This is a genomic window from Rhodanobacter denitrificans (assembly GCF_000230695.2).
Classification (GTDB): domain Bacteria; phylum Pseudomonadota; class Gammaproteobacteria; order Xanthomonadales; family Rhodanobacteraceae; genus Rhodanobacter; species Rhodanobacter denitrificans.
The window spans coordinates 166,032-191,084 of record NC_020541.1 but is presented as its reverse complement, the minus strand read 5'-3'; the positions used below and the strand labels follow the sequence as shown (position 1 = coordinate 191,084).

The following is a 25,053-nucleotide window of genomic DNA, read 5'->3' as shown; positions in this document are numbered from 1 at the left end:
GCACGGCGCCGGGCCATCTACTTCGTTCGAGCAATGACATTCACGGCCACGGCCAGGAATGGAAGCGCGATCGCGCCTACCAGGCACACCTGCTTCAAGGTGCCGGATTCGTCCGGGCAAAACATGACGAGGATGAGGCTCATTGCCACGAGCGCCATGGCGATGGCATCGGCCCTTCGAACATTCATAACCCCCCCTGACGGTCCGCTGGATGACCGCAACATATCCACTTCACCTATCCCGGAAGCCTTGGACAGCACATGGCCCGAGCCACTCCTTGCAAAGCCTGCTGCGCCCTCTGTATTCCATCACGATTTCCTGATCAGACTCAGGAGTATCAGCAATATCGAGCAGAGCAACACGAACACCGCACCTGACAGCAGCACATATTTGTATCGTCCCAAGTCGTTGGAGAAAAGCAGGCCAAGCACCGTTAACAGCAGCCCCACCGGCACAAGTGACAACCCGGCAACCATGCGATTCATGGCAACCCTCGTTTAGTTAAGCGGCGAGATCAGCTCCGAAGCGCAACGCCCTACTTCAGCCTGGCCATGATGCTCACCACTGACCTGCCCGCACCAGGTGTTCGATGCATCCCTCATTTATAGAAAGCCTCGAAAGCCAACAGCGATAAATTATAGGCGCCATGAAACATGGATCGCTGGATCGTATCCACCCCTTTTAGAGCCATTGCGCAAAGTACCAAAGATATAAAAAAAGCTACAAGAAAGACCAGCCTCGCACCATGGTGCGACCACGCAAAAAGTAACGAGCAAAGCAAAGATCCTGCGTAAGGCCCAATCCGCTTCCGCGCACCATCGAGCATGATTTGCCTGACGACCTTCTCTTCAAAAACCGGAATCGCCAGCGCGCTTAGCGCCAGGAAACCAAACAAAGCCTCAGAAGAAGCGTATTCAAGCCGCACATGCCTGTAGATCAAAAAAAAGAAAAAACCGCCGAGCACAACTCCGGCTGCACCCAACATGCCACCCGTCGAGGTGATCCTGACTCGCTCCGGATAAAGCATGAAGGCGCCTATGGTTGCCCCCACATACACGAATGCCTCCAGCAACTCATGACCACTACTCCGCACCCATCCGGACGCCATACCTACTGCCATCGTCAATATCAAGCCAATGACGAAGGCGTACCTATCCAGTTCGTTGGGACGTAATCTCATCTCGGCGCACTCCAACAAAGAGCCCGAGGAGTACCCTCGGGCCCCGCTAGCCTATTAGAACCAAGTAAGTATCCCCCGGCAAAGCCGGGGGCTTTAGTTATGTGAGCCGCTCAAAGCGGCTTGGGCGGGGTCGCTGACGCGGCCCCTCTGGTATGGCCACCTTACGGCGGCTGGCCTATCTCAGTAGTTGAAGCTGCTCCAACCGTCGATCCTCTGCCTCTTGATTGCGGATGTACGCCCGGATCACCTGCTCGTCTCGACCCACAGTCGAGACGAGATATCCTCGCGCCCAAAAGCTCTGCCCCACGAAGTTGCGCTTGCGCTCCCCATACACTCGCGCCAGATGGATCGCTCTTTCCCTTGATGAAACCCACCACCTGCGACACCGCATGCTTCGGCGGAATGCGCAGCATCATATGCACGTAATCCGACATCAAATAGCCTTCTTCGACCCGGCTCTCCTTCTGCTCGGCCAATCGGCGAAACACTTATCCCAGCTACTTCCGAAGCTCGACGTATAACGTACGACGACGACACTTCGGTATGAACACCACGTGGTGCAGGCACTCCCATTGCGTGTGGTTTAAGCTCTCGTACTCGTCCATCGGTGATTATCCTCTCGTGTGCTTGGCGGCTCACGAATTGGAGTTTCACCGATGGACTCCAGTAAACGTCAAACTTCTACTGCCTCCCCGGCAGAGCCGGGGGAACTCCCGATTGGTTTAGCCACCAGCGCGACAATGGCGCGGCGACGATGATCGATCCCAGCCAGTCGCTGCGTTGGGCGTCGATGACTTCCTGGCGAAACAGTCCCTGTGACAAACCCATCCGCTCCCTGGCGATACGATCGGTCGCTCGGGGCTGCGTCTTCGCACTGCCGCCGGCGACGGGCGACGGCGATTGTTCTCGCGCTGGCGATGGCCGTCCATAGGAAGATTTCGTGCTTGTAACGTATGGCGGCACCTGACACGCGCGCGTTTTATACGAAGCACGAGCTTGTCGCGCTGTCAGCGCAATGCACCTAAAGCTTGAGGTAGACGCCGCGCCGGTCCATCGCCCACACGATCAGCCACCACAGCGCCACGAAGGCCAGCGCGAACGCCAGCGATGGCAGGTACGGGCCGAAGCGCGGCGTCATCCAGCCGGCGAACCCGTGCTGGTAGAGCGATTGCTGCCAGCCCAGCGCAGGCAGCGCGATCTGCATCAGTTCGGAGCCGGCGTAGGCGGCGATCGCGTTGACGCCGAAGCGGCGGCCCAGCGCGGGCCAGCCGTGCCGGTCGATCAGTACGTGGAAGGCAAGCAGCGCCAGTGTGGCCCAGCCGGTGGTCCACAGCACGAACGAGGGCGTCCACAGGTTCTTGTTGAACGGCAGCCACGGCGACCACAACGCGCCGAGCAGCAGGCAGGCGATGCCGGCCAGCAGCAGCGTCCGGAATTGCTCGCGGCGCAGCCAGCACCCCATGCGCAGCCCGAGCAGGGTGCCGGCCAGCGACGGCAGGGTGGAGAGCAGGCCTTCCGGGTCATGGCCGCGGCCGCTCGCCGGATCGATCAGGTAGACGAAGCGACCGAACACCGCGCTGTCGACGCGGCTGGCGAGGTTGGTCCACGGCTCCAGCGAACCGCCGAGCCGCAGCAGTCCCCAGTAACCGATCAGCAGTGCCGCGATTGCCCACCACTGCGTGCGCGGTTTCGTGTGGATCGCGAACAGCGCCACGCCGGCGAAGCACAGCGCGATCCGCTGCAGCACGCCGGGGAAGCGCAGGTGCGCCTGTGGCAACAGCCACGCCGCCAGCAGGTTGATCGCCACGCCGAGCGCGAGGATGCGCAGTGCGCGCCACGTCGCGGCACGGGTCAGTGCGGACGGCGCAGCACCCTGCTCCAGCCGCGGCAGGATCGCCAGCGCCACCGATACACCGACCACGAACAGGAAGAACGGAAACACCAGATCGGTCGGCGTGCAGCCGTGCCACGCGGCGTGCTCCAGCGGCCAGTAGACGTGCCCCCAGTCGCCGGGATCGTTGACCAGCAGCATCGCCGCCACGGTGCAGCCGCGCAGGGCGTCGAGCGAGGCGAGGCGCTTCATGCAGCGAGTAGGCACAAAAGAGCGGGAACACCTCCCCCTGCAAGGGGGAGGCAGGGAGGGGGTTGCTCGGGGTCGCCGGAAAGATCAAAAGCGAACCCCTCCCCGGCCCTCCCCTGCAAGCAGGGGAGGGAGCAAGCCGAGCCCGCCTGCACGGCGCGACTCACGGCTCCAGCGCCACGCGGTCGATCGCGTACAGCGGCCCGTCGGTGGGCGCGGTGTAGATCAGGCACAGCGCGCGTTCACCCTGCTGCGCCGGCAGCTCGGCCTGCAGCGTGAAGCGGCGCGCGCCGCGGGCGGGATCGGGCAGCGGCATGCTGGCCAGCACCACGCCAGCGCAGCTGTCGGCATGCACCACCAGCTCGCCGAACGGCGTGGCGCGCGGGCGCGACACCACCAGCTTCGCCTCGTGCGCCAGGGCGAAGTTGCGCGGCAGCCGCACCGCGTCGACGCGGATCGCGGCGACCTCGTCCATCCGCGTGGCGGGGAACAGCTGGCAGCCGTCGAACACGTTCACCGCGTACACCGGCTGGGTGCTCGGCGCGTCGGGCATGGGCTGCAGGCGCAGGCGGAAGTCGCTGCCGGGGCAGTTCGCCAGCAGGCCGCCGGGCAGGCCGAGCAGGCCGGCGCGATCGAGCACGCGCTCGCGCGGGGCGGCCAGCGCGCTGCCGTCGGCGGCGAAGCTGGCGGCCCGCACGGTGACCGGCAGCTGCAGCACCAGCGGCGCGTCGTAGCGCGGCGAGTCGGCCGTGGGCGCGCTGCCGTCCAGGGTGTAGCGGATCACGCCGAAGCCGGCCTGGTTGGCCAGCGCCACCGTGGCGCGGCCGGTGGCCAGCGCCACGTTGCGCTCGGTGACGATCTCCACGGCGAAGGCGCTGTCGGCCACGTTGACGTGCTGCGCGCGGTAGCGCCCGAGCTGCACCGGCAGACGGGCGAGGAAGCCCGGCCAGTTCAGCGCGGTCGCTGGCGACCAGGCCACCTCGCTGAGCGCATCCAGCCGCGGGAACACGGCGTGCTCCACGTGGGCGAACGCGGGCATGTGCTCGGTCCACACGTTGGCCTGCACGCCCAGCACGTGCTTCGCCTGCGCCGCGCCCAGCACGGCCGGCACGGTCGGGAAGGCGTACACGCTCTGCAGCGATTCCACGCCGAGGCGGCCGGCGTACTCGTCAGCGAGGTCGCCCTGCACGTGATCGAAATACAGCTGCGGGGCGGGCGACAGCACCACGTCGTGGCCCATCATCGCCGCCTTGATCGCGCCGTCGGTACCGCGCCAGGACATCACGGTGGCATCAGCCGGCAGGTTGTCGCCATCGAGGATCTCGTCCCAGCCGACCAGCTTGCGGCCATGCTTGTCGAGGTACTGGCCGATGCGGCCGATGAACCAGCCTTGCAGCGCGTCTTCGCTGGCGATACCGAGCGCGCGCATCTTCGCCTGCACCGCCGGCGCGGCCTGCCACTGGTCCTTGATCGCCTCGTCGCCACCGACGTGGATGTAGGTCGAGGGGAACAGCGCCATCACTTCGTCGAGCACGTTCTCGATGAAGGTGAAGGTGGCGTCGTCGACGTTGTACAGGTACGGGTTGATACCCCAGTCGACCGATACCGGCGGACGGGCGCCGGTGACGCCGAACCGCGGATACGCGGCCACCGCAGCCTGCGCGTGGCCCGGCATGTCGATCTCCGGCACCACGGTGATGTGGCGCGCGGCGGCGTAGGCGACGATGCGGCGAATCTGCGCCTGGGTGTAGTAGCCGCCGTAGCGGCTCGGCTGGCCGTCGTGCCCGGCATCAGGCGAGGTGCGCCACGCGCCGATGCGGGTGAGCTCGGGGTAGCGCTTGATCTGGATGCGCCAGCCCTGGTCGTCGGTGAGGTGCCAGTGGAAGGTGTTGAGCTTGTGCTGGGCCATCTGCTCCAGCAACCGCTCGATCTCGGCAACGCTCTGGAAGTGCCGCACCGAATCCAGCATCAGCCCGCGCCAGGCGAAGCGCGGCTGGTCGCGGATCGACAGCGCCGGCAGCTCGACCGCGCCCTGCTGCGCATCGGGCGTGAGCAGTTGCCACAGGGTTACCGCGCCGTAGAACAGGCCGGCGTCGTCGCGCGCGCTGACCCGGATGCCTTGCGGCGTGATATCCAGCGCATAGCCCTCGCGGTCCGCCACCGGCGCAGCAGGATCGCGTTGCAGCACGATCGCGCGTGCGGTGGTCGCCGCGCCGCGTTGCAGCGGCAGCGGCAGGCCGCGGGTGTGCGCGAGCAGGCCGGCCAGCCACGCGCCGGTGCGCCGGGTCGAGGCGGCATCGTCGGCCAGCACGATCGGCGTGCGCGCATCGACGGTGAAGCGGCCGGCGTCGACGTGCAGCTGCGCCGGCAGCGGCAACAGCGCAGGCACCGGCGGCGCGGCAGCACGGACGAAGCCGGCGCCGCCCAGCGCCAGAATCGCGCAGCCGAACAGGATCAAACGGCGGGTCATCGGCGGTCTCCGTCGCGGCAAGTGGAACACGCTAGCAAAAAAGCGGGCCCGGCAACGCACGGTCCGGGCCCGGTTGGGGAGGATCGGGCCGTCCGTGGCCCGGGGTCGAACTTCGGCGTCAGAGCTTGAAGCGCAGGTTGAGGTAGTACTGCCGGCCGTTGTCGTAGAACGCGTACGGCTGTTTGCCGTAGGCCGCGTTCTGCGTGTAGTACTTCAGCTTCGGCTTGTTGAGGTTCATCGCGTCCAGCGACAGCGCCATCCAGTCGGTGATGTTCACCCCGAACGAGGCGGCGAGGTTGCCGATGCCCTGCTGGAAGTAGGTGTCGGTGCGGCTCACGCCGGCGTAGAACTGCGAGCGGTAGGTGTAGCTGATGCGCGCGTTGAAGCGCTGGTTCTCGAAGTAGCCCGACACGTTGTAGGTGTTCTTCGAGGTGCCCTGCAGCGGCTTGTCGCCGGTGGCATGACCGTCGGCGTAGGTGTAGTTGGCCTGCACGCCGAAGTTGTCGCCGATCGGCTGGATGTAGTTCAGCTCCACGCCGCGCACCTTGCCGTTGACGTTGGTCGGCACGCTGATCAGGTAGTCCGAGTAGACGTCGTGGCCGGCGTTCTGGGTGGCCTGCAGGTCCTTGAAGCTGCGCACCTGGTTGCCGAAGCTGACGTAGTCCTTCAGGTTCATCGCGTACACGCCGGCCGACAGCAGGCCGCGCGGTGCGAAGTACCACTCCACCGCCGCATCGAAGTTGGTCGAGATCAGCGGCTTCAGCTTGGGGTTACCGCCGCTGCCGGTGTGGGTCAGGTCGTCGGCCGACACCGAGCCGGCCAGCGCGGAGTAGTCCGGACGGGTCATCGTCTGCGAGGCGGCGAAGCGTGCCACCCACTGGTCGTTGATGTCGAACTTCAGGTTGGCGCTGGGCAGCAGCTTGCCGTAGCTGTGCTTGTAGACGTTCCAGTAGTAGTCGCCGAACGCCGAGCCGGTGATCGGGCCGGTGACGCTGCTGGCTTCCGCGTCCGGTGCGGTACTGGTGTAGCCGATGGTCTCGTCGGTCTTCACGTAGCGCACGCCGACGTTGCCGCTGGCGATGCCCGACTCCCAGTTCAGCTGCACGTAGGCGGCCGAATCCTTCTCCTGCACCTTGTAGATGTCGTTGAAGTAGAAGCGGCTGACCGGGTCGCGGTTGGCGAACTGCGCATCGATCTGCGCCAGCTGGCCCGGCGTGTAGTACCAGATGTCGGACGGGAAGCTGCCGCCGAGCGAGCTGCCGAAGTCGCCGGGGTAGTTCTGGTGGCTGGTCGGATAGGCGGCCGGGTTCTGCCAGTCGGAGGCCCAGTTCGGCCCCTGCGCCACCTCGAACGGGTTGCTGCGCTCGTGCTTGGCGTAGCGGCCGCCGAACTGCAGCGAGGTGAGCGCGCCGTCGTCGAAGCTGAGTTCGCCGTCGAACTGCGCCCAGTCCTCCTTGTCCTTCACCTTGATGCCCTGGCCGCCGAAGATCCAGCCGGCCTGCGGATAGATGCCCGACGGCGAGCTGTTGTCACCGCCCAGGTTCCAGTTGGTCGGCTGGCCGATGCCGCGCATCATCCAGTTGGCGCCCGCGCCCACGGCGGTGCCCAGCTCGATCACGTCCTGGGTCGGGCTGGCGCCGCTGCCGCGGGTGGTGCCGATCTGGCCCTTCAGGTCGAAGTGGTCGGTGACGCGCCAGTCGGCGCCCAGCGTGAGGTACTTGGACTCGGACGAGGCGCCGGGACGCGAGATCTGGTCGTACACGCCGTACGGCGTGGTGCTGCCGGCCACCGGGGCGAACACCGCGTTGGTCAGCACGTTGTTGCTGACCGTGTAGCCCGGCTGCAGGCCCGCACCCGAGGGCACGAACTGGCTGGCCCACATCAGGTAGTTGCGGTTGTAGTTGTCGGCCTTGAGCTTGGAGTAGAAACCGCTCAGGTCCAGCGTGAGGTTGTCGGTGGGCTTGATCTCGAAGTCGATCACACCGCCCTTGCGCTCGCGCTGCTGGGTGAACAGCGCCGCGCCGGTGAGGTTGGGGTAGTAGACGCCGGCCAGGTCCGGATGGGCGACGGCGATCGGGTCGTTGGCGCCGATCTGGTTGTAGCCGCCCACGATCTCCTGGCCGTTGCGCTGCAGGCTGCGCTTCTCGTAGAAGGCCTGCACCAGCACGCCGACGGTGTTGGCGTCGTTCTTCCAGTTGAACAGGCCGCTGAACTGCGGCTTGGTGTCGCCGGGCAGGTCCGAGTACACGCCGCCGATCGACGCCTCGGCAGTGACCGGCTTGGCGAACTCCAGCGGCTTGCGGGTGATGATGTCGACCGAGCCGGCGCTGCCGCCTTCGACGATACGGGCCTCGGAAGTCTTGTGCACCACCACCTGGCTGACGATCTCCGATGGCAGCAGGGTGTAGCTGACGCTGCGCCCCACGGTCTGCACCTGGCTCAGCACGAACCAGTCGCCGGTGCCCACGCTGTGCCCGTTGACCAGGGTCTGGGTGAGGCTGGGCGCGGTGCCGCGCAGGCTGACGCGGTCGCTCTCGTCGAAGCCGCCCTCGCTGGCACTGGACGAACTGATGTTGACGCCGGGCAGGCGCTGCAGCGTGTCGGCCACGTTCTTGGCCGGCAGCTTGCCGATGTCTTCGGCGGTGACCACCTCGACGTGCGAGGCGGCATCCTTCTTCAGCGCCAGCGATTCGGCCTCGCTGTCGCGGATGCCGACGACGGTGACGGTGGCAAGCTCCTTCGCCTTGGCCTTGTCGGCGCGACTCTGGCTGGCGGGGCCGCCCTGCGCGGCGTCCTGGGCGTACAGCACGCCGGATGCACACAGGCTGGCGACGATGCTCGCGGCTAGCAATGTCTTGCGGTAGTTCATGATCTCCTCCCCTCAGAGGCTGGCTTGAATCAAGACCGGCATGACGACGGTCGCGGACGTTGTGTAGTGGTTTGGCTTGGCGCCGTGTCGCCGGATGGCGTTCATCTCACTCTCCTGAACGCTCATCCAGAAACCAGCCTGCGGCGCCAATGACACCAAGCTGGCCGTGCTCGATCAGTCGTACGGGAACCTGTTGCAGGTAGGCGCGCATCACGCCCTTGTTGAAGTAGCGTTCGGCGAAGCGGCTGGCCAGCAGGAACGGCTGGATCTGCGGCAGGATGCCGCCGGCCAGGTAGACCCCGCCGCGGGCGCCGTACAGCAGCACCAGGTCGCCGACGAAGCTGCCGAGCAGACCGCAGAACACTTCCAGCGCCTCCACCGCGGCGCCATCGCTGCCGGCCAGTGCGGCCATGGTGACTTCGGCCGGGGTCAGCAGGCGCAAAGGGCTGCCGCGCAGTTCGCACAGCGCGCCGTAGAGTTTCAGCAGACCGGGGCCGGACAGCGCATCCTCGAACGACACGTGCGCACGCTCGCGGCGGAACAGGCGCAGGATCTCGATCTCGCGTTCGTTGCCCGGCGCCAGCGATACCTGGCCCGCCTCGGTGGCCAGCACCTGCGCGCGCGGGTGGCCCGGCAGCAGCACCGCCGAACCCAGCCCGGTGCCCGGCCCCATCACCAACACCGGCCCGCTGGCCGCCGGCTGCGCGGTCTCGATGATCGGCCGGGTCTCGTCGGTGGCGATGAACTGGGTGGCGTAGGCGAGCGCCTCGAAATCGTTGATCACCGCCAGCCGCCGGATGCCGAGGCCGTCGCGGATCTCGCGGATCGACACCGGCCACGGCAGGTTGCCGTTGACGATCGCGTCGTCCAGCACGTAGCCGGCGCAGGCCACCGCGCCATGGTGCAGCTGGCTGCGCAGCGCCGCGTGCGGCGTGTTCGCCAGCTGCGCGACGAAGTCCCGCAGCATCGCGGTGAGCCCGGGCCACTCGGCGCAGCTGTAGCGGTGGTAGTGCAGCACGCTGACCGGGCACGGGCCGTTCGTGTTGCCGACGACCAGGCCGATGCGCGCATGCGTGCCGCCGACGTCGGCGGCCAGGAACGGCTGCTGCGGACCCGGCCCTGGCGCACCGACCCCGTTCGCTGCCGACGCGTCGGCCACGGCCGTCGCCGCCGCCGCCGCATGACGCTGGTTCGCGACTTCCCCCACTGCGTTCTCCCGTGGCCGGTGACTCCCCGACCCGACTGCGCGGACGCGCGCCGGGTACGGCCTGATTCGGGCGGAGTCTGCTGTCGGAATGACAACGTTGTCAACCGGGCGGGCAAAAATTTTCCGGAGATTCGATGTGGCGACGCAGCATAGCTGCCATGGCACTCCGCAGCCGCTCGTCATGAGATCGTACAAATGGCCTTTTGTAGAGCATATGCATGTAATTTCGCCACGCGGCGGCGGCCTGCTGCACCGCCACAGGGGTAGCTCGCGATGGCCGTCCAAACGGTGCGGCCACGACCACCTGCCGGGGGCCGATCCAGACGACGGATTGACAACGTTGCACTTTTCGGCAATTAAGGAGACATTCCTGCCTGCCCCGGCCATCCGGCCGGGCGGCACGGCGACTCCGGGGAGCACCATCCATGGCAACCACGCTGGCGGCGGCGCCGTCCGACCGCACCCACCTCGGCCCGATGCTGATCATCGGCCTGCTGTTCTTCATCTTCGGCTTCGTCACCTGGCTCAACGGGCCGCTGATCACCTTCGTCAAGCTGGCGTTCCAGGTCGAGGACGTCTACGCGTTCCTGGTGCCGTCGGCGTTCTACGTGTCGTACCTGGTGTTCTCGCTGCCCGCGTCGCTGATCCTGCGCCGCACCGGCATGAAGAAAGGCATGGCGCTGGGCCTGTTCGTGATGGCGATCGGTGCGGTGCTGTTCGGCCAGTTCGTCAGCTGGCGCGAGTTCGCCGGCGCGCTGACCGGGTTGTTCGTGATCGGCGCCGGGCTGTCGCTGCTACAGACCGCCTCGAACCCGTACATCAGCATCCTCGGGCCGATCGACAGCGCGGCGCAACGCATCGCGTTCATGGGCATCTGCAACAAGGTCGCCGGCATCCTGGCGCCGTTGCTGATCGGCACGCTCGTGCTGAACGGTATCGGCGATCTCGATGCGAAGGTGAAGGCGGCCGACCCGACCGCACGTGAACTGCTGCTCAACGAATTTGCCGCGAAGATCCACGCGCCGTACCTGGTGATGGCCGGCATCCTCGCGCTGCTGGCGATCTGGATTGCGCGCTCCTCGCTGCCGGACATCGAGGCGACCACGGCGAATAGCACCCCCGTCCGCGCCGGCGCGGCGCGCACCGGCATTCTGCAGGTCCCGCACCTGTGGCTGGGCGTGCTGTGCCTGTTCCTCTACGTCGGCGTCGAGGTGATGGCCGGCGATGCGATCGGCACGTATGGCGCCAGCTTCCATCTGCCGCTCGACCAGACCAAGTTCTTCACCGCGTTCACCCTCAGCGGCATGTTGATCGGCTATGTCGTCGGCCTGCTGCTGATCCCGCGCTTCGTCTCGCAGCAGCGCTACCTGGCGATCTCGGCGGTGCTCGGCGTGCTGTTCTCGATCGGCGCCTACCTCAGCCGCGGCTACGTCTCGGTCGGCTTCGTCGCCGCGCTCGGCTTCGCCAACGCAATGATGTGGCCGGCGATCTTCCCGCTGGCGATCAAGGGCCTGGGCAGTCTGACCGAGCGCGGCTCGGCGCTGCTGATCATGGCGATCGCCGGCGGTGCGGTGGTGCCGCAGCTGTTCGTGCACCTGAAGCAGCACGTCGATTTCCAGCTCGCCTTCGCCCTGCTGATGGTGCCGTGCTACCTGTACATCCTGTACTACGGACTGGCCGGCCACCGGGTCGGCCAGCACACGGATTCGCTACGGCCCGGGCTCTAGGCTAGGATGCTCACGCCGCTGCACCGACGCGTGCGGCGCCGCCGGCACGATGGCGCGACCGGCGACCATTCCTTTCGATACACGAGGTTCAGCGGGTGCGCAGCGCCACCATCAAGGATGTCGCGGAACGGGCCGGCGTCTCGCTGAAGACCGTCTCGCGCGTGATCAACAACGAACCGTCGGTGCACGCGCGCACGCGCGAGAAGGTGCAGCGCGAGATCGACGCGCTCGGCTACCAGCCCGACCCGTCCGCGCGCAGCCTGCGCAGCACGCGCGCCTACGCGATCGGCCTGGTCTACGACAACCCGAACGCGCACTACATCATCAACCTGCAGCGCGGCGTGCTGGCGGCATGCCGTTCGAGCGGCTTCGGCCTGCAGATCCATCCGTGCGACTCGTCCTCGCCGAAGCTGGCCGATGAACTGCGCGAGCTGGTGCATCGCTCGCGCCTGGCCGGGCTGGTGCTGGCGCCGCCGATGTCCGAGCAGCCGGCGCTGATCCACGCGCTGAGCGCGGCCAAGGTGCCGTTCATCCGCATCATCTCCGCGCGCGAGGACCCCGCCGACGGCTCGCCCTGCGTCTACGTCGACGACCGCGACGCGGCCTATGCGATCACCGAGCACCTGATCCAGCTCGGCCACCAGCGCATCGGTTTCCTGTGGGGCGGCCGCGAACACCGCTCCAGCCAGGAACGCTACCAGGGCTACGCCGACGCGCTGAAGGACTACGGCATCGCGCTCGACCGCAAGCTGATCGTGCCCGGCGACTACACCTTCGACGACGGCTTCCGCGGTGCGCGCAAACTGCTGGCGCTGAAGGACCGTCCCAGCGCGATCTTCGGCTCGAACGACGAGATCGCCGCCGGCGTGCTGGCCGCCGCGCATTCGGACGGCATCAACGTGCCGTACGAACTGTCGATCGCCGGCTTCGAGGACAGCCCGTTCTCCAAGCAGTCCTGGCCCGCGTTGACCACCGCGCGCCAGGCCACCGAGGACATCGCGCGGCACGCCGCGCAGCGGCTGATCGGCGACCTGCAGCGCGAAGCCAACGGCGAGCCGATCGACAGCCGCAACGAAGGCTTCAGCCCGGAACTGGTGGTGCGCGGCTCCACTGCGCCGCGGCACAGCGCGCCGTCCGGGCGCGGCGCCAGGCGCAAGCCGGCTACTTGACGTTGTCGGTCTGCCCGATGAAGCGCCCGACGTTGTCGTGCAGCAGCTTCAGCGAGGTCTCGTGCGCGTACACCATGTGCCCGGACGGATACCACGCATAGCTGATGTTGGCCTCCAGGCTGGCCGGGATCGGCAGGTGGTGCATCTCGTAGTCGGCGGCGAAGTACGGCGTGGCCAGGTCGTAGTAGCCGCCGTGCAGATAGACCTTGAGGTTGGGGTTGGTCTTCATCGCCATGGCCAGGTCCGGCATCACGTTGGTCGACGACTGCAGCGCCTCGCCGTGCACGCCGGGCGCCTTGTGCGAGAAGTCCCAGTGGTCGATGTCGGCGAACAGCCGGTACTGCCGGCCCTGGCCGAACTTGAGGTCGCGCCGCACGTAGTCGTTGAACGCGGCCACGTAGGCCGAGCTGATCGCCGAGGACTGCGGGTCGTACTCGGAATCCTTGCTCAGCGGGTCGATCGACGGCCCCGCGAAGCGGCTGTCCAGCCGGCCGGTGGTGATGTCACCGTCGGTCTGCAGTTCGTGCTCGAACATGCCGCCGGTCACGCGCAGGTTCGCCTTCAGCAGGTAGGCCACCGGCAGGCCGGTGTACTCGTGCAGTTTCTGCGCCACCGCCTGCTTGCGCGCGTCGTCCAGGCGCGAGCCGGCCATCAGCGCCTGCGCGTAGTCGCCCAGCGCGTACTGCTCCACCTCGCGTAGGAACGGCTCCAGCGCGGCCGGCTGCTGCGGCAGCTTGTGGTGGTAGAACGCGGTGGCGGCGAAGGTCGGCAGCGCCAGCTCGTACGGCAGGTCGATGCCCGGGTTGAACTCCGGCCCGTCGATGCTGGTGTCGAAACTGAGGATCTGCGAGAGCAGGATCACCCCGTTGAGGTCGACGCTGTCCTCGTTCTCCAGGATGTTGGCCAGCACTGCCGAGCGGGTGGTGCCGTAGCTTTCGCCGAACAGGTACTTCGGCGAGTTCCAGCGGTCGTACTTCGACAGGAAGCGGGTGACGAACTGGGCGAACGCATGCCCGTCGCCGTCGACGCCGTAGGTCGCCTTCTTGCGCTCCTTCATCTGCTCGTCGCGCTTGGACTTGTCCGTGTCGGCGGCGATCAGCCGGCTGAAACCGGCGCCGGGCGCATCGATGAACACCAGGTCGGAGGCGTCGAGCAAGCTGTAGTCGTTGTTGACCAGCCCGTACGGCGCCGCCGGCGTGTGGCTGTCGTCGCTGGTGACCACGCGCTTCGGGCCGAACGCGCCCATGTGCAGCCACACCGTGGCCGAACCGGGGCCGCCGTTGTAGATGAAGGTGATCGGCCGCTTGGTCGCCGCCGCGCCTTTCTTGAAGTAGGCGACGTAGAACATGCTGACCTGCGGCTCGTCTTCCTTGTCGCCCGTGCCGTGCAGCACCAGCGTGCCGGCCACCGCCTTGTAGTCGACGCGATGGCCCTCGACCGACACCGAACCCTCGCTGGCCGACGACTGCGGCTCGACCAGCGCCGCGTCGGGCTGCTCCGGCTTGGCCTTGTCGTCTTTCTTGTCCGGTGCGGCGACCGCGACCGTGCTCAGCAGCAGCGCGGACAATGCAACGACGAAAGGAAGCTTGCGCACGGCCGGAATCCCCGATGGCTGGGGCACCACCGCCCCGGAGCGTCACAGCATAGGCACCGCGGCCGCGCGATTTCATAGCCCAGAAGTCACAGCTCAACCGTGCGCGATCACCCCGATCGCCAGCAACGCCAGCCCCACCCCAGCGAGGTTGAGCCGGCTCAGCCGCTCGCGGAACAGCAGCAGGCCGACCAGCGCGCCCAGCGCGACCACGCCGAGGTTCATGCTGGCGAAGACCAGCGCCGGGTGCTGCGGCAGCGCGCGGTGGCCGCGCAGGTAGAACAGGATGTTGCCGAAGTTGGCCAGGCCGAGCAGCGCGCCGGCCAGCGCGCTGCGCGCGGTGAAGCGGGCCTGCCCCCGCGCGCGCCGCCACAGCTGCAGCGCGAAGGCGACCAGCAGGGCCAGCGCGAACATCGCCTGCAGCGAGGCGCCCAGCGGCACGCCGGCCTGGGCCACGCGCTTGAACAGGATGTCGATCACGCCGAAGCCGGCGAATACCGCCAACGGATACAGCCACCCCGCCGTGCCGCGCGTCACCGTGCCGTGCCCGCTGCGCCAGACCATGCCCAGCAGGGCGAGCAGGCCCAGCGCGATGCCCAGCGCCTTGAATGCGGTGAGCCGTTCGCCGAACAGCACGAACGCAGCCAGCAGCGACAGCAGCAACGACAGGCGCTGCGCCGCGTCGCTGCGCACGATGCCGGCATGGCGCACGGACGCGGCCAGCGCCAGGAAGATCGTGGGCAGCAGGATGCCCAGTGCGGCCAGTGCCAGCCTCGGCACGCCCGGCGCGCACAGCGTGGCCAGCGACGGCTGCAGCAGCCACGCGGTGAGCGCGGCGGCGACTACGTAGTTCCAGGCGATCGCCTGGCCCACGTCGACGTCGAAGCGCCGCGCCAGCTTCAGCAGCACCGACACCAGCACGCTGCACGCCACGCTGAGCAGTACGTAGATCATCCCTCACTCCGGCCGCGGCAAACCGCCATTGTGCCGCAGCGTGGCCGTTGCTCAGAACGCATCCAGCGGGATTTTCAGGTAATGCACGCCGTTGTCCTCGGCCGGCGGCAGCCGGCCCGCGCGCATGTTCACCTGCACTGCCGGCAGCAGCAGCGGCGGCACGGCCAGCGTGGCGTCGCGCGCGCGGCGCAGGGTGACGAACTCGGCCTCGCCGATGCCGTCGTGCACGTGGACATTGCCGGTGCGCTCGGCCGCCACCGTGGTCTGGTGCGCGAACGTCTCGCGGCCGGGCGCCTTGTAGTCGTGGCAGAGGAAGATCCGCATGCGGTCCGGCAGCTCGAAGAGGCGCCGGATCGAGCGGTACAGCGTCGCCGCGTCGCCGCCGGGAAAGTCGCAGCGCGCGGTGCCGTAGTCGGGCATGAACAGGGTGTCGCCGACGAATGCCGCATCGCCGATCACGTGCGTCATGCACGCCGGCGTATGGCCGGGCGTGTGCAGCGCCTGCGCCTCGATGCCGCCGACCAGGTAGCGCTCGCCGTCGGCGAACAGGTGGTCGAACTGGCTGCCGTCGCGGGCGAAGCCGGCGCCGGCGTTGAACAGCTCGCCGAAGGTCGCCTGCACCGCGCGCACGTGCTCGCCGATGCCGATCCGGCCGCCAAGCTGCGCCTGCACGTACGGCGCCGCCGACAGGTGGTCGGCGTGCACGTGCGTCTCGATGATCCAGTCGACCGCCAGCCCCTGCGCCTGCACGAACGCCACCAGCGCGTCGGCCGACGGGTGCCCGCTGCGCCCGGACGCCGCGTCGTAGTCGAGCACCGCGTCGATCACCGCGGCGCGGCGCGTGGCCGGGTCCGCCACCACGTAGCTGAAGGTGTGGCTGGCGGCGTGGAAGAACGCCGTCACGTCGGGCTGTGGCATGGAGGCTCCCCCGTTGGGTGATCGAAGCGCGGCCGCGCGCGGCTCAGGCCCGCGACTTCCGTGTGCGCGATTTTTCCGCAGGCGCGCAATAGATGCCATACAGCGCGTCGATGATCCGTTCGGCCGGCCCCGGCGCGAGCGCGTACCAGATGGTCTGCGACTCGCGCCGCGTGGTCACCAGGCCTTCCTCGCGCAGCCTGGCCAGGTGCTGCGAGAGCGCGGACTGGGCCAGGTCGGGCAACTGCTCATTGATCTGCCCCACCGACATTTCGTGGTCGACCAGCAGGCACAACACGCGCAGGCGCTGGGCGTTGCCGAGCGCCTTGAGCAGCCGCGACGCATCGTCGGCGCAGGCACGCATGGCGCCCAGGTCCGCATGGTTCGGTAACGGCATGGCTGCGCCTCCGGGCAGGTCGGTCCGCGGGATGTCAGGGCTTGACTTTAGCACAGCCATCTAAATAAGCTATATCTAATGTAGATTTTTCTATTAGCGGATGTTGACCCTGGTCAAGCCGCCGCACCGCACCAGCGCCTACCGTGGCAACTGGCTTCAGCCGAGATGAGCAGTCCCGTTTCCACACACCCCAGAGGAGTGTCGAGCCATGGCAAACATCATCATCCTTGGAGCAGGCCTGGGCGGCATGTCGGCGGCCTACGAGATCCGCGACACCGTGGGCAGCGAACACGCGATCACCGTGGTCGGCGAGGGGCCGCAATTCAACTTCACGCCGTCCAACCCCTGGGTGGCGGTGGGCTGGCGCGGGCAGGACGAGATCCGGGTGGACGTCGCCCAGCCGCTGGCCCGGCGCGACATCCATTTCATCGACGCCAGCGCCAGCAAGGTGCGCCCGGCGGACAACCGGATCGAGCTGGGCGACGGGCGCACGCTCGATTACGACTACCTGGTGATCACCACCGGGCCGCGCCTGGCGTTCGAGCGGGTGCCGGGCAGCGGGCCGGACGGGTTCACGCAGTCGATCTGCACCGGCCCGCACGCGCATCGCGCCTGGCTGGCCTACCAGGAGTTCCTGAAGCACCCGGGGCCGATCGTGATCGGCGCAGCGCAGGGCGCCAGCTGCTTCGGCCCCGCCTACGAGTTTGCGATGATCGTGGACACCGACCTGCGCCGGCGCAAGCTGCGCGACCGGGTGCCGATGACCTACGTCAGCGCCGAACCGTACATCGGCCACATGGGCCTGGGCGGCATCGGCGACTCCAAGGGGTTGCTCGAATCGGAACTGCGCCAGCGCCACATCAAGTGGATCACCAACGCGCGGGTGACCTCGGTCGAATCCGGCAAGATGCATGTCGAGCAGCTGGACGAACGCGGCCAGCTGCAGCAGCAGCACGAGCTGCCGTTTGCCTTCTCGATGCTGCTGCCCTCGTTTGCCGGCGTCGACGCGGTGAAGGACGTCGAGGGCCTGGTCAATCCGGGCGGCTTCGTGCTGATCGACGAATTCCAGCGCAACCCGAGCTACCCCAACGTCTACGCCGCCGGCGTGTGCGTGGCGATTCCGCCGGTGGAAGTGACCCCGGTGCCCACCGGCGCGCCCAAGACCGGGCTGATGATCGAGTCGATGGTCACCGCCATCGCGCACAACCTGCGCGACGCCATCGCCGGCCGGCCGCCGCACGCGCGCGCCACCTGGAACGCGATGTGCCTGGCCGACATGGGCGACCGCGGCTTCGCCTTCATCGCCCTGCCGCAGATTCCGCCGCGCAACGTGACCAAGGCGATGACCGGCAAATGGGTGCACCTGGCCAAGGTCGCCTACGAGAAGTACTTCCTGCGCAAGATGCGCAAGGGCCAGGCCGACCCGATCTACGAGAAAACCATCATGGAGGCGTTCGGCATCGACCGCCTGAAACCGGACGTCAAGGCCGACGAGACGCCGGCTCCATGACCGCCCGCAGCGAGGCTGCCCCCATGAAGGGCCGACACGCCGCGCCACCCTCCATCCACTGCAGGAGAACAACATGACCATCGAAAACGCGGTACGAGCCTTCGCCGGCGCGGTGATCCTGATCAGCCTGGGCCTCGCCCACTTCGTGTCGCCCGGCTGGTTGTGGCTGACCGCCTTTGTCGGACTGAACCTGTTCCAGTCCGCCTTCAGCGGCTTCTGCCCGCTGGCCACCGTCCTGCGCAAGCTCGGCCTGAAGCCGGCCTGCGCGGTCAAGTCGTGAACGCGCCGCGCGCGAGTGAGGCAGGCACCATGTACTACATTGTGGAATCGGCAAAATCGTTCGAGGACGCGGTCAGCGATCTCGACGCCGCGGTCAAACGCCACCAGTTCGGCGTGCTGCACGTGCACGACCTGGGCGCCACCTTGCGCGGCAAGGGCTTTCCGTTCGCCGAGCAATGCAAGGTGTTCGAGGTGTGCAGCCCGCGCCACGCCGCCAGCGTGCTGGCTACCGACCTGCGCATGAACATGGCGCTGCCCTGCCGCATCTCGGTGTACACCGAACACGGCCGCACGCGCATCGGCATGATCAAGCCGGTGCCGATGCTCGGCATGCTCTCGCAGGATGCCTCGCTGGCCGCGATCGCGCAGGAGGTCGAAAGCGCGACGATGCGGATGATCGACGAGGCCGCATGAGCATGCACCGACACCGCCTGCTGCCCACCGCGCTGCTGGCGCTCGGCCTGCTCGCCGGCTGCGGCGGCAAGCCATCCGCCGGCGCCGGCGCGGCGAAACCGCCGGCCCTGGCGGCGCTAGTCGTGCACGCGGAGGACGCGCCGCGGCAGCAGCTCTGGGACGGGGTGGTCGAGGCCGTGCAGCAGGTGACCATCACCGCGCAGACCAATGCGCGCGTGCGCGAACTGCCGCACGACGTCAACGACGTGGTGGCCAAGGGCGACGTGCTGGTGCGCTTCAGCGACGTGGAGCAGCAATCCGCGCGCCAGGCCGCGCAGGCGCAGCTGGCCTCGGCCGAAGCCACCTACAAGGATGCGCAGGCTGCTTTCCAGCGCATCGAGGCGGTCTACGCGAAAGGCTACGTGTCCGCCGCGCAGATGGACCAGCAGCGCGCCGCGCGCGATGCGGCCCGGGCGGCGCGCGACGCCGCGCGCGCCCAGCTGGCGAACGTCGGCCAGCAGCTGGACTACACCGTGCTGCGCGCGCCGTTCGCCGGCATCATCACGCGCCGGTTCGTGCACGTGGGCGAGGCGGTGCAGGCCGGGCCGCCGTCGCCGCAGCCGCTGATCCAGCTGCAGGCGCTGGACCAGCTGCGGGTCAACGTGCAGGTGCCGCAGAGCGCGGTCGAGGCGATCCGCCAGTTCCACTCGGCGCAGGTGCTGAGCGGCGACCGACGCATCGCGGCCGCGGCGGTCGAGGTGTTTCCCTATGCCGACCCGCAGACCCACACCTTCAACGTGCGGCTGCCGCTGCCGGCGGACAGCGACGGGCTGTATCCGGGCATGACGGTGAAGGTGGCGTTCGCCACCGGTGCGGCGAAGCGCCTGCTGCTGCCCGCCTCGGCGCTGGTGCGGCGCGGCGAGCTGGTCGGCGCCTACGTGATCGACGCGCACGGGGTGAGCCTGCGCCAGCTGCGCCTCGGCGCGCACGAGGGCGAGCAGGTCGAGATCCTGGCCGGGCTCGACGACGGCGAGCGCGTGGCCCGCGACCCGCAGGCGGCGCGTGCCTGGCTGGTCGCGCGGCACGCGGCCGGCCAGCCTTCCAGCGGCGCCTCCGCCCATGACTGAGCCGGCCCGACTGGGTATCTCCGGGCGCATCGCGCGCGCGTTCCAGGCCTCGCAGATCACGCCCCTGCTGGCGCTGGCCGGGCTGCTGCTGGGCATCGCCGCGACGATCATCACGCCGAAGGAGGAAGACCCGCAGATCGAAGTGACCATGGCCAACGTGCTGGTGCCGTATCCCGGCGCCAGCGTGCAGAGCGTCGAGAACCTGGTGAGTTTTCCGCTGGAGCAGAAGGTCGGCGAGATCAAGGGCGTCAAGCACGTCTACTCGATGAGCCGCGCCGGCATGGCGGTGGTGACGGTGGAGTTCGACGTCGGCGTGCCGCGCCAGCAGGCGCTGGTGGACCTGTACAACAAGCTGTACTCCAACGCCGACTGGGTGCCGCCGGGGCTCGGCGTCGGCCAGCCGCTGGTGAAGCCGTACGGGATCGACGATGTGCCGATGATGGCGGTGACCCTGTGGTCCGACCGCCCGGAGGCCACGCCCGAGCAGCTGGCCAAGGTGGCGCACACGCTGGAGACCGAGCTCAAGCGCGTGCCCGGCACGCGCGACGTCTACACCATCGGCGCGCCGGAGCGGGCGGTGATGGTCGAGCTGGATCCGGCCAGACTGGCCACCCATCAGCTCGGCGTCGCCGATCTGGTGCGCACGCTGAAGGCGGCCAACGTGGCGGTCGACGCCGGCAGCGAGATCGGCGGCAACCGCGACCTGCCGGTCAAGGCCGGCAGCTTGCTGATGAATGCGGACGAGGTGGCGCAGCTGGTGATCGGGCTGAGCGACGGCCGTCCGCTGTACCTGTCCGACGTGGCCCGCGTGGAAGCGGGCAGCAACCACGTGACGCGGCTGGCCTCGTTCGGCACGCCGCCGGGCCGGGCCGGGCCGCTGGCCGGGCTGGCGCCGGCGGTGACCCTGGCGATCGCCAAGAAGGCCGGCAGCAATGCCCACACCATCGCCGGCGCCGTGCGCGAGCGGCTGGACGCCTTGCGCGGGGTGGACATCCCCGCCGGCGTGCACGCCACGGTGACCCGCGACTACGGGCAGACCGCCAACGACAAGGCCGACGAGCTGATGCTGCACCTGGGCCTGGCCGCGCTGGCGGTGGTGCTGCTGGTGCTGCTGGCGCTGGGCTGGCGCGAGGCGGTGGTGGTCGGCACCGCCGTGGTGGTGACGCTGGCGGTGACCCTGTTCGCCTCGTGGGCGATCGGCTTCACCATCAACCGCGTCTCGCTGTTCGCGCTGATCTTCTCGATCGGCATCCTGGTCGACGACGCGATCGTGGTGGTGGAGAACATCCACCGGCACATGGCGCGCGGCGACAAGAGCCTGCTGCAGGCGATTCCCGCCGCGGTGGACGAAGTGGGCGGGCCGACCATCCTGGCCACCTTCACGGTGATCGCCGCGCTGCTGCCGATGGCCTTCGTCGGCGGGCTGATGGGGCCGTACATGCGGCCGATCCCGATCAACGCCTCGGTCGGCATGCTGATCTCGCTGGCGGTGGCCTTCGTGGTCACGCCGTGGCTGGCCTACCAGCTGCTGCGCCGCCACGCGCCGGCGGCCGGCGCGGCGGAGCACTCGCGCATCGACGGCTTCCTGCAGCACCTGTTCACCCGCGTAATGCGTCCGTTCCTCGGCCACCCGAAGGCGGCGCGCAACCGGCGCCGGCTGTTCCTCGGCATGACCGTGCTGGTGCTGCTGGCCGCCGGCTTGGCCGGGGTCAAGCTGGTGGTGCTGAAGATGCTGCCGTTCGACAACAAGTCCGAGTTCCAGGTGGTGCTGAACATGCCCGAGGGCTCGACCCTGGAGCAGACCCAGCGCGTGCTGGTCGAGCTCGGCCGCGTGCTGGACGGCGTGCCGGAGGTGAAGGACTACCAGCTGTACGCCGGCACTTCGGCGCCGATGAACTTCAACGGCCTGGTGCGCCAGTACTACCTGCGCAACCAGCCGTACCAGGGCGACATCCAGGTCAACCTGGTCGACAAGGGCGAGCGCCAGCGGCAGAGCCACCAGATCGCGCTGGCGGCGCGCCCGGCGCTGGCGGCGGTGGCGCAGCGCTTCCACGCCCGGCTGGTGGTGGCCGAGGTGCCGCCGGGGCCGCCGGTGATGGCGCCGATCGTGGCTGAGATCTACGGGCCGGACTACCGCGACCAGCGCGCCGTCGCGCTGGCGCTGGCGCAGCTGTTCGAGCGCACGCCGGGCATCGTCGACGTCAACCTGAGCACGGAGAACCCGCAGGCGACGCGCCGGCTGGTCGAGATCGACCGCGCGCGCGCGGCCGCGCTGGGCATCAGCCAGGCCGACATCGTCGACGCCCTGCGCGCCGGCCTGGGCGGCATGCCGGCCAGCTACGTGGCGGACGAGAACGCCAAGTACGCGGTGCCGATCGTGCTGCGGCTGCCGCCGGCCGCGCTGGGCTCGCTGGACAGCGTGCTCACGCTGCGCGTGCGCTCCGCCGCGGGCCAGCTGGTGCCGATCTCCGAGGTGGTGAAGGTGGTTGCCCGGCCGTGGGCCGACGCGGTCTACCACAAGGACTTGCTGCCCTACGCCTTCGTCACCGGCGACGACGCCGGCAGCGAGGACAGCCCGGTCTACGGCATGTTCCGGCTGGTCGGCAAGATCGGCCAGACGCGCCTGCACGGCCATCAGCTGGCGCAGGAGTTCACCGGGCCGCCGACCGGCGACAGCGGCTTCTTGGTGCGCTGGAGCGGCGAGTGGGAGATCACCCTGGAGACGTTCCGCGACATGGGCATCGCCTACTCGATCGGACTGCTGCTGATCTACCTGCTGGTGGTCGGGCAATTCCGCAGCTACCTGGTGCCGCTGATCATCATGGCGCCGATCCCGCTGACCGTGATCGGCGTGATGCCGGGCCACTGGCTGTTCGGCGCGCAGTTCACCGCCACCTCGATGATCGGCATGATCGCGCTGGCCGGCATCATCGTGCGCAACTCGATCCTGCTGGTGGACTTCATCAACCATTCGCTGGCGGCGGGGCTGAGCCTGGAAGCCGCCGTGGTCGAGGCCGGCGCGGTGCGCGCCAAGCCGATCATCCTCACCGCGCTGGCGGCGATGCTCGGCGCGTTCTTCATCCTCGGCGACCCGATCTTCCAGGGCCTGGCGGTGTCGCTGGTGTTCGGCGTGCTGGTATCGACCGTGCTGACCCTGCTGGTGATTCCGCTGCTGTACTACGCCTGGTTGTCCCGCGGCGGCGGCCGCCACCTGCCCGGCCACGACGCGGGCTGAGCGTCACGCCGCCACGCCGGCGGCGCGACGCTCAGGCCTGCGCCGGTGCGGCCTGCTGCGCAGCAAGGCGGCGGGCGACGCGGGCGAAGCTCGCGGCGGTTTCGGCATTCGCCGGCGCGAAGAAGAACGCGGTGGCGCGGTCGACGTGGTCGCCGTCGCGGATCGGCAGGCGCATCGAGTGGATGCTGAGGTCGCCGAACTCGGGATGGAAGAACGGCACCGTGATCGCGCTCAGCGGCGCGGTGTGGCAGCGCTGCCACAGCGCGACGAACTCCGCGCTGGCCGCGTTCAGCGCCTCGATCAGCTGGTGGAAGCGCGGGTCTTCCGGATGCGCCGCCTGGTTCATGCGGAACATGCCGAGCAGGTTCAGTGCGCCGTTCTCGAAACCCGGGTACAGCCGCCGCCGCGCCGGGTTCATGAACGCGTTCCACAGGTGGTTGTCGGCGAACGGCCCGCTGAATTCGCCGAAATCGTACAGGCGCTCGGCCATGCGGTTCCACGCCAGCAGGTTGAACACCGTGTCCAGCACGAAGGCCGGCGCCTGGTACAGGTCCAGCACCTCGCGCATGACCGGCGGCAGGCTGAAGTGGTGCTCCGGCACGTCGGTGCGGGTCAGCCCCATCAGCGCGAACAGGTAGGCTTCGTCGGTCGGCGACAGCGCCAGCGCACGCGCGATCCGCGTCAGCGCCGCGGCCGACACGTTGATCGCGCGGCCCTGCTCCAGCCACGTGTACCAGCTGACGCCGACCTGGGCCAACGCCGCCACCTCCTCGCGACGCAGCCCCGGCGTCAGCCGGCGCGGCCCGCGCGGCAGGCCGACCGCCTCGGGGACGAGCGCGGCGCGGCGCGCGCGCAGGAAAGCCTTCAGCTCGGTGCGTTGCAGGGAGGTGCGCATGGGCATGCCCGGGTGGTAGTGGGAGTACCAGCAGTGGGGACTGCCTTCCCATGCTAGCGGCAGCGACCTACCGTCGCCTGTCCCCCAAGTCATGTGCCCGCACGTGACCGTGACGCCGGCGGTGCGGCCCCACCCGGTCTGCGGCCTGCCGCCCCGCTCGCCACGCCAGCCCGTGCGGCAACAGCCTGTCACGGCGCGCCACGCGCAGACGTCCTTGTGTCCATCCATGCAGGAGATCGACATGTCGTTACTCCCCGTCCCCGTCCCCGCCCCGCTGCACGCCGCACGCAGCGACGCGCTCACCGACTTCGTGGTGCACGCGCAGTTGATGCTGGATCCGGCCACCCCCGAATCGGTACGCCGCGACGCCGAACCCCGCCTGCTGGCGCAACTGCCGACCCTGCAGGCGCTGGGCGTGTTCGAGCTGTTCACCCTCCGCGATCCGGCGCTGCGCGCGCTGGTGCACGACGAGCTGCAGGCCCAGCGGATGCGCGCCGCCTGACCTCTTGCCGAAGCAAATGCAATTCAGCATATATTTGCCTTGACAAATATACTTTAGGCAATAGAATGCGCGGCCATGAACTCCGAATCGCTAGCTTTCGCCACCCCCCGGGAAAGTCTCGGCATCCTGCTCGGGCTCGTCCGCGCCGAGATCGTGCGCGCGATGGAAGCCGAACTGGCGGCGAAGGGCCTGAACCTGAGCTTCACCCAGTTCCTGATCCTCAAGCGGCTGGCCCGGCTCGGCCCGATGTCGGCCAGCGAGTTGGCCCGTTCGGTCGAACTGGACGGCGGCGCGATGACCCGCCAGCTCGACCATCTCGAGGGCAAGGGCTACCTGCGCCGCCGCCGGCATGAGCAGGATCGCCGCGCCCTGCGGATCGAGCTGACCGCGGCCGGCACCACGCTGTGGCAGGAGCTGACCGACTGCAACGATCGCGTGCTCAGGGCAGCCCAGCGCTCGCTGGACGAAGCCGAGCAGGCGCGGCTGCACGATTACCTGGAGCGCGTGCTGCACGCGCTGCGCGACAAGCATTGACCCTTTCCACCCTGGACCT

21 protein-coding genes and 1 pseudogene are annotated in these 25,053 nt (G+C 68.4%); 9 read left to right on the top strand and 13 right to left on the bottom strand.

What is annotated here, in order from left to right:
• Positions 1-17 precede the first annotated feature (17 nt).
• From R2APBS1_RS20610 to glk, 8 genes and pseudogenes are all read right to left on the bottom strand, one after another.
• A complete protein-coding gene (locus tag R2APBS1_RS20610; RefSeq protein ID WP_275113294.1) occupies positions 18-143 on the bottom strand; it encodes a hypothetical protein in 126 nt (41 codons plus the stop codon).
• A gap of 165 nt (positions 144-308) precedes the next feature.
• Entirely contained in the window at positions 309-485 is a 177-nt protein-coding gene (locus tag R2APBS1_RS19960) for a hypothetical protein (RefSeq protein WP_015446475.1), read from the bottom strand.
• Positions 486-598: 113 nt separating this feature from the next.
• Positions 599-1,180 carry a CPBP family intramembrane glutamic endopeptidase gene (locus tag R2APBS1_RS00815; protein ID WP_007514303.1) on the bottom strand — a complete coding sequence of 194 codons (582 nt, stop codon included), beginning with the start codon at positions 1,178-1,180 and terminating at the stop codon, positions 599-601.
• Between the two features lie 175 nt (positions 1,181-1,355).
• Positions 1,356-1,785: pseudogene (gene tnpA / locus R2APBS1_RS19460) on the bottom strand (IS200/IS605 family transposase).
• Between the two features lie 416 nt (positions 1,786-2,201).
• On the bottom strand, positions 2,202-3,263 hold the full coding sequence (locus R2APBS1_RS00810) for an acyltransferase family protein (protein ID WP_015446474.1): 1,062 nt from the start codon (positions 3,261-3,263) through the stop codon (positions 2,202-2,204).
• A 160-nt stretch (positions 3,264-3,423) separates the two neighbouring features.
• The gene (locus R2APBS1_RS00805) at positions 3,424-5,730 is read right to left on the bottom strand and encodes a beta-N-acetylhexosaminidase (RefSeq protein WP_015446473.1); all 2,307 of its coding nucleotides are present in this window, start codon (positions 5,728-5,730) and stop codon (positions 3,424-3,426) included.
• 118 nt (positions 5,731-5,848) lie between these two features.
• Positions 5,849-8,599, bottom strand: a complete 2,751-nt coding sequence (locus R2APBS1_RS00800; RefSeq protein ID WP_007510349.1) for a TonB-dependent receptor — start codon at positions 8,597-8,599, stop codon at positions 5,849-5,851.
• 106 nt (positions 8,600-8,705) lie between these two features.
• Positions 8,706-9,806 carry a glucokinase gene (gene glk, locus R2APBS1_RS00795; protein ID WP_007510347.1) on the bottom strand — a complete coding sequence of 367 codons (1,101 nt, stop codon included), beginning with the start codon at positions 9,804-9,806 and terminating at the stop codon, positions 8,706-8,708.
• A gap of 425 nt (positions 9,807-10,231) precedes the next feature.
• On the opposite strand from glk, the gene R2APBS1_RS00790 reads away from it, so the two are divergent.
• Both R2APBS1_RS00790 and R2APBS1_RS00785 read left to right on the top strand, forming a co-directional pair.
• Positions 10,232-11,533: a sugar MFS transporter gene (locus tag R2APBS1_RS00790; protein ID WP_007510345.1), complete on the top strand. Its 1,302-nt coding sequence runs from the start codon at positions 10,232-10,234 to the stop codon at positions 11,531-11,533.
• A 95-nt stretch (positions 11,534-11,628) separates the two neighbouring features.
• Positions 11,629-12,702 carry a LacI family DNA-binding transcriptional regulator gene (locus tag R2APBS1_RS00785; protein ID WP_015446472.1) on the top strand — a complete coding sequence of 358 codons (1,074 nt, stop codon included), beginning with the start codon at positions 11,629-11,631 and terminating at the stop codon, positions 12,700-12,702.
• Here the strand turns inward: R2APBS1_RS00785 and R2APBS1_RS00780 are convergent.
• The 4 genes from R2APBS1_RS00780 to R2APBS1_RS00765 form a co-directional block, all read right to left on the bottom strand.
• Complete coding sequence (locus tag R2APBS1_RS00780; protein WP_007510341.1) at positions 12,695-14,296, bottom strand: S10 family peptidase; 1,602 nt, start codon at positions 14,294-14,296, stop codon at positions 12,695-12,697. The two genes, R2APBS1_RS00785 and R2APBS1_RS00780, sit on opposite strands and share 8 nt — an antisense overlap.
• 93 nt (positions 14,297-14,389) lie before the next feature.
• On the bottom strand, positions 14,390-15,247 hold the full coding sequence (locus R2APBS1_RS00775; protein WP_015446471.1) for an EamA family transporter: 858 nt from the start codon (positions 15,245-15,247) through the stop codon (positions 14,390-14,392).
• Between the two features lie 51 nt (positions 15,248-15,298).
• Positions 15,299-16,165 (bottom strand): MBL fold metallo-hydrolase, encoded by an 867-nt coding sequence (locus R2APBS1_RS00770; RefSeq protein WP_015446470.1) that lies wholly within the window; start codon positions 16,163-16,165, stop codon positions 15,299-15,301.
• A 43-nt stretch (positions 16,166-16,208) separates the two neighbouring features.
• Complete coding sequence (locus R2APBS1_RS00765; protein ID WP_007510335.1) at positions 16,209-16,559, bottom strand: ArsR/SmtB family transcription factor; 351 nt, start codon at positions 16,557-16,559, stop codon at positions 16,209-16,211.
• A 208-nt stretch (positions 16,560-16,767) separates the two neighbouring features.
• On the opposite strand from R2APBS1_RS00765, the gene R2APBS1_RS00760 reads away from it, so the two are divergent.
• The 5 genes from R2APBS1_RS00760 to R2APBS1_RS00740 all read left to right on the top strand — a co-directional run bounded on the left by R2APBS1_RS00760 (position 16,768) and on the right by R2APBS1_RS00740 (position 23,103).
• Positions 16,768-18,069, top strand: a complete 1,302-nt coding sequence (locus tag R2APBS1_RS00760) for an NAD(P)/FAD-dependent oxidoreductase (RefSeq protein ID WP_007510333.1) — start codon at positions 16,768-16,770, stop codon at positions 18,067-18,069.
• Positions 18,070-18,142: 73 nt separating this feature from the next.
• On the top strand, positions 18,143-18,349 hold the full coding sequence (locus R2APBS1_RS00755; RefSeq protein ID WP_007510330.1) for a YgaP family membrane protein: 207 nt from the start codon (positions 18,143-18,145) through the stop codon (positions 18,347-18,349).
• A gap of 29 nt (positions 18,350-18,378) precedes the next feature.
• On the top strand, positions 18,379-18,762 hold the full coding sequence (locus R2APBS1_RS00750; protein WP_007510329.1) for a DUF302 domain-containing protein: 384 nt from the start codon (positions 18,379-18,381) through the stop codon (positions 18,760-18,762).
• Positions 18,759-19,868, top strand: coding sequence for an efflux RND transporter periplasmic adaptor subunit (locus R2APBS1_RS00745; protein WP_007510327.1), 1,110 nt, complete (start codon positions 18,759-18,761; stop codon positions 19,866-19,868). Before R2APBS1_RS00750 ends, R2APBS1_RS00745 begins: the two co-directional genes overlap by 4 nt.
• Complete coding sequence (locus R2APBS1_RS00740; RefSeq protein ID WP_015446468.1) at positions 19,861-23,103, top strand: efflux RND transporter permease subunit; 3,243 nt, start codon at positions 19,861-19,863, stop codon at positions 23,101-23,103. The genes R2APBS1_RS00745 and R2APBS1_RS00740 overlap by 8 nt, the downstream gene beginning before the upstream one ends.
• Positions 23,104-23,134: 31 nt before the next feature.
• Here R2APBS1_RS00740 and R2APBS1_RS00735 read toward each other — a convergent pair whose 3' ends face one another.
• Positions 23,135-23,998 (bottom strand): helix-turn-helix transcriptional regulator, encoded by an 864-nt coding sequence (locus tag R2APBS1_RS00735; RefSeq protein WP_015446467.1) that lies wholly within the window; start codon positions 23,996-23,998, stop codon positions 23,135-23,137.
• Positions 23,999-24,239: 241 nt separating this feature from the next.
• Here R2APBS1_RS00735 and R2APBS1_RS00730 point away from each other — a divergent pair, with 241 nt between their 5' ends.
• Both R2APBS1_RS00730 and R2APBS1_RS00725 read left to right on the top strand, forming a co-directional pair.
• Entirely contained in the window at positions 24,240-24,500 is a 261-nt protein-coding gene (locus R2APBS1_RS00730; RefSeq protein WP_015446466.1) for a hypothetical protein, read from the top strand.
• 75 nt (positions 24,501-24,575) lie between these two features.
• A complete protein-coding gene (locus tag R2APBS1_RS00725) occupies positions 24,576-25,034 on the top strand; it encodes a MarR family winged helix-turn-helix transcriptional regulator (RefSeq protein ID WP_015446465.1) in 459 nt (152 codons plus the stop codon).
• Positions 25,035-25,053: the final 19 nt, after the last annotated feature.

Coding starts and splice junctions, on each gene's coding strand:
- R2APBS1_RS20610 (WP_275113294.1), bottom strand. CDS start 143: ATGAGCCTCATCCTCGTCATGTTTTGCCCGGACGAATCCGGCACCTTG.
- R2APBS1_RS19960 (WP_015446475.1), bottom strand. CDS start 485: ATGAATCGCATGGTTGCCGGGTTGTCACTTGTGCCGGTGGGGCTGCTG.
- R2APBS1_RS00815 (WP_007514303.1), bottom strand. CDS start 1,180: ATGAGATTACGTCCCAACGAACTGGATAGGTACGCCTTCGTCATTGGC.
- R2APBS1_RS00810 (WP_015446474.1), bottom strand. CDS start 3,263: ATGAAGCGCCTCGCCTCGCTCGACGCCCTGCGCGGCTGCACCGTGGCG.
- R2APBS1_RS00805 (WP_015446473.1), bottom strand. CDS start 5,730: ATGACCCGCCGTTTGATCCTGTTCGGCTGCGCGATTCTGGCGCTGGGC.
- R2APBS1_RS00800 (WP_007510349.1), bottom strand. CDS start 8,599: ATGAACTACCGCAAGACATTGCTAGCCGCGAGCATCGTCGCCAGCCTG.
- R2APBS1_RS00790 (WP_007510345.1), top strand. CDS start 10,232: ATGGCAACCACGCTGGCGGCGGCGCCGTCCGACCGCACCCACCTCGGC.
- R2APBS1_RS00775 (WP_015446471.1), bottom strand. CDS start 15,247: ATGATCTACGTACTGCTCAGCGTGGCGTGCAGCGTGCTGGTGTCGGTG.
- R2APBS1_RS00770 (WP_015446470.1), bottom strand. CDS start 16,165: ATGCCACAGCCCGACGTGACGGCGTTCTTCCACGCCGCCAGCCACACC.
- R2APBS1_RS00765 (WP_007510335.1), bottom strand. CDS start 16,559: ATGCCGTTACCGAACCATGCGGACCTGGGCGCCATGCGTGCCTGCGCC.
- R2APBS1_RS00760 (WP_007510333.1), top strand. CDS start 16,768: ATGGCAAACATCATCATCCTTGGAGCAGGCCTGGGCGGCATGTCGGCG.
- R2APBS1_RS00755 (WP_007510330.1), top strand. CDS start 18,143: ATGACCATCGAAAACGCGGTACGAGCCTTCGCCGGCGCGGTGATCCTG.
- R2APBS1_RS00750 (WP_007510329.1), top strand. CDS start 18,379: ATGTACTACATTGTGGAATCGGCAAAATCGTTCGAGGACGCGGTCAGC.
- R2APBS1_RS00745 (WP_007510327.1), top strand. CDS start 18,759: ATGAGCATGCACCGACACCGCCTGCTGCCCACCGCGCTGCTGGCGCTC.
- R2APBS1_RS00740 (WP_015446468.1), top strand. CDS start 19,861: ATGACTGAGCCGGCCCGACTGGGTATCTCCGGGCGCATCGCGCGCGCG.
- R2APBS1_RS00735 (WP_015446467.1), bottom strand. CDS start 23,998: ATGCGCACCTCCCTGCAACGCACCGAGCTGAAGGCTTTCCTGCGCGCG.
- R2APBS1_RS00730 (WP_015446466.1), top strand. CDS start 24,240: ATGTCGTTACTCCCCGTCCCCGTCCCCGCCCCGCTGCACGCCGCACGC.
- R2APBS1_RS00725 (WP_015446465.1), top strand. CDS start 24,576: ATGAACTCCGAATCGCTAGCTTTCGCCACCCCCCGGGAAAGTCTCGGC.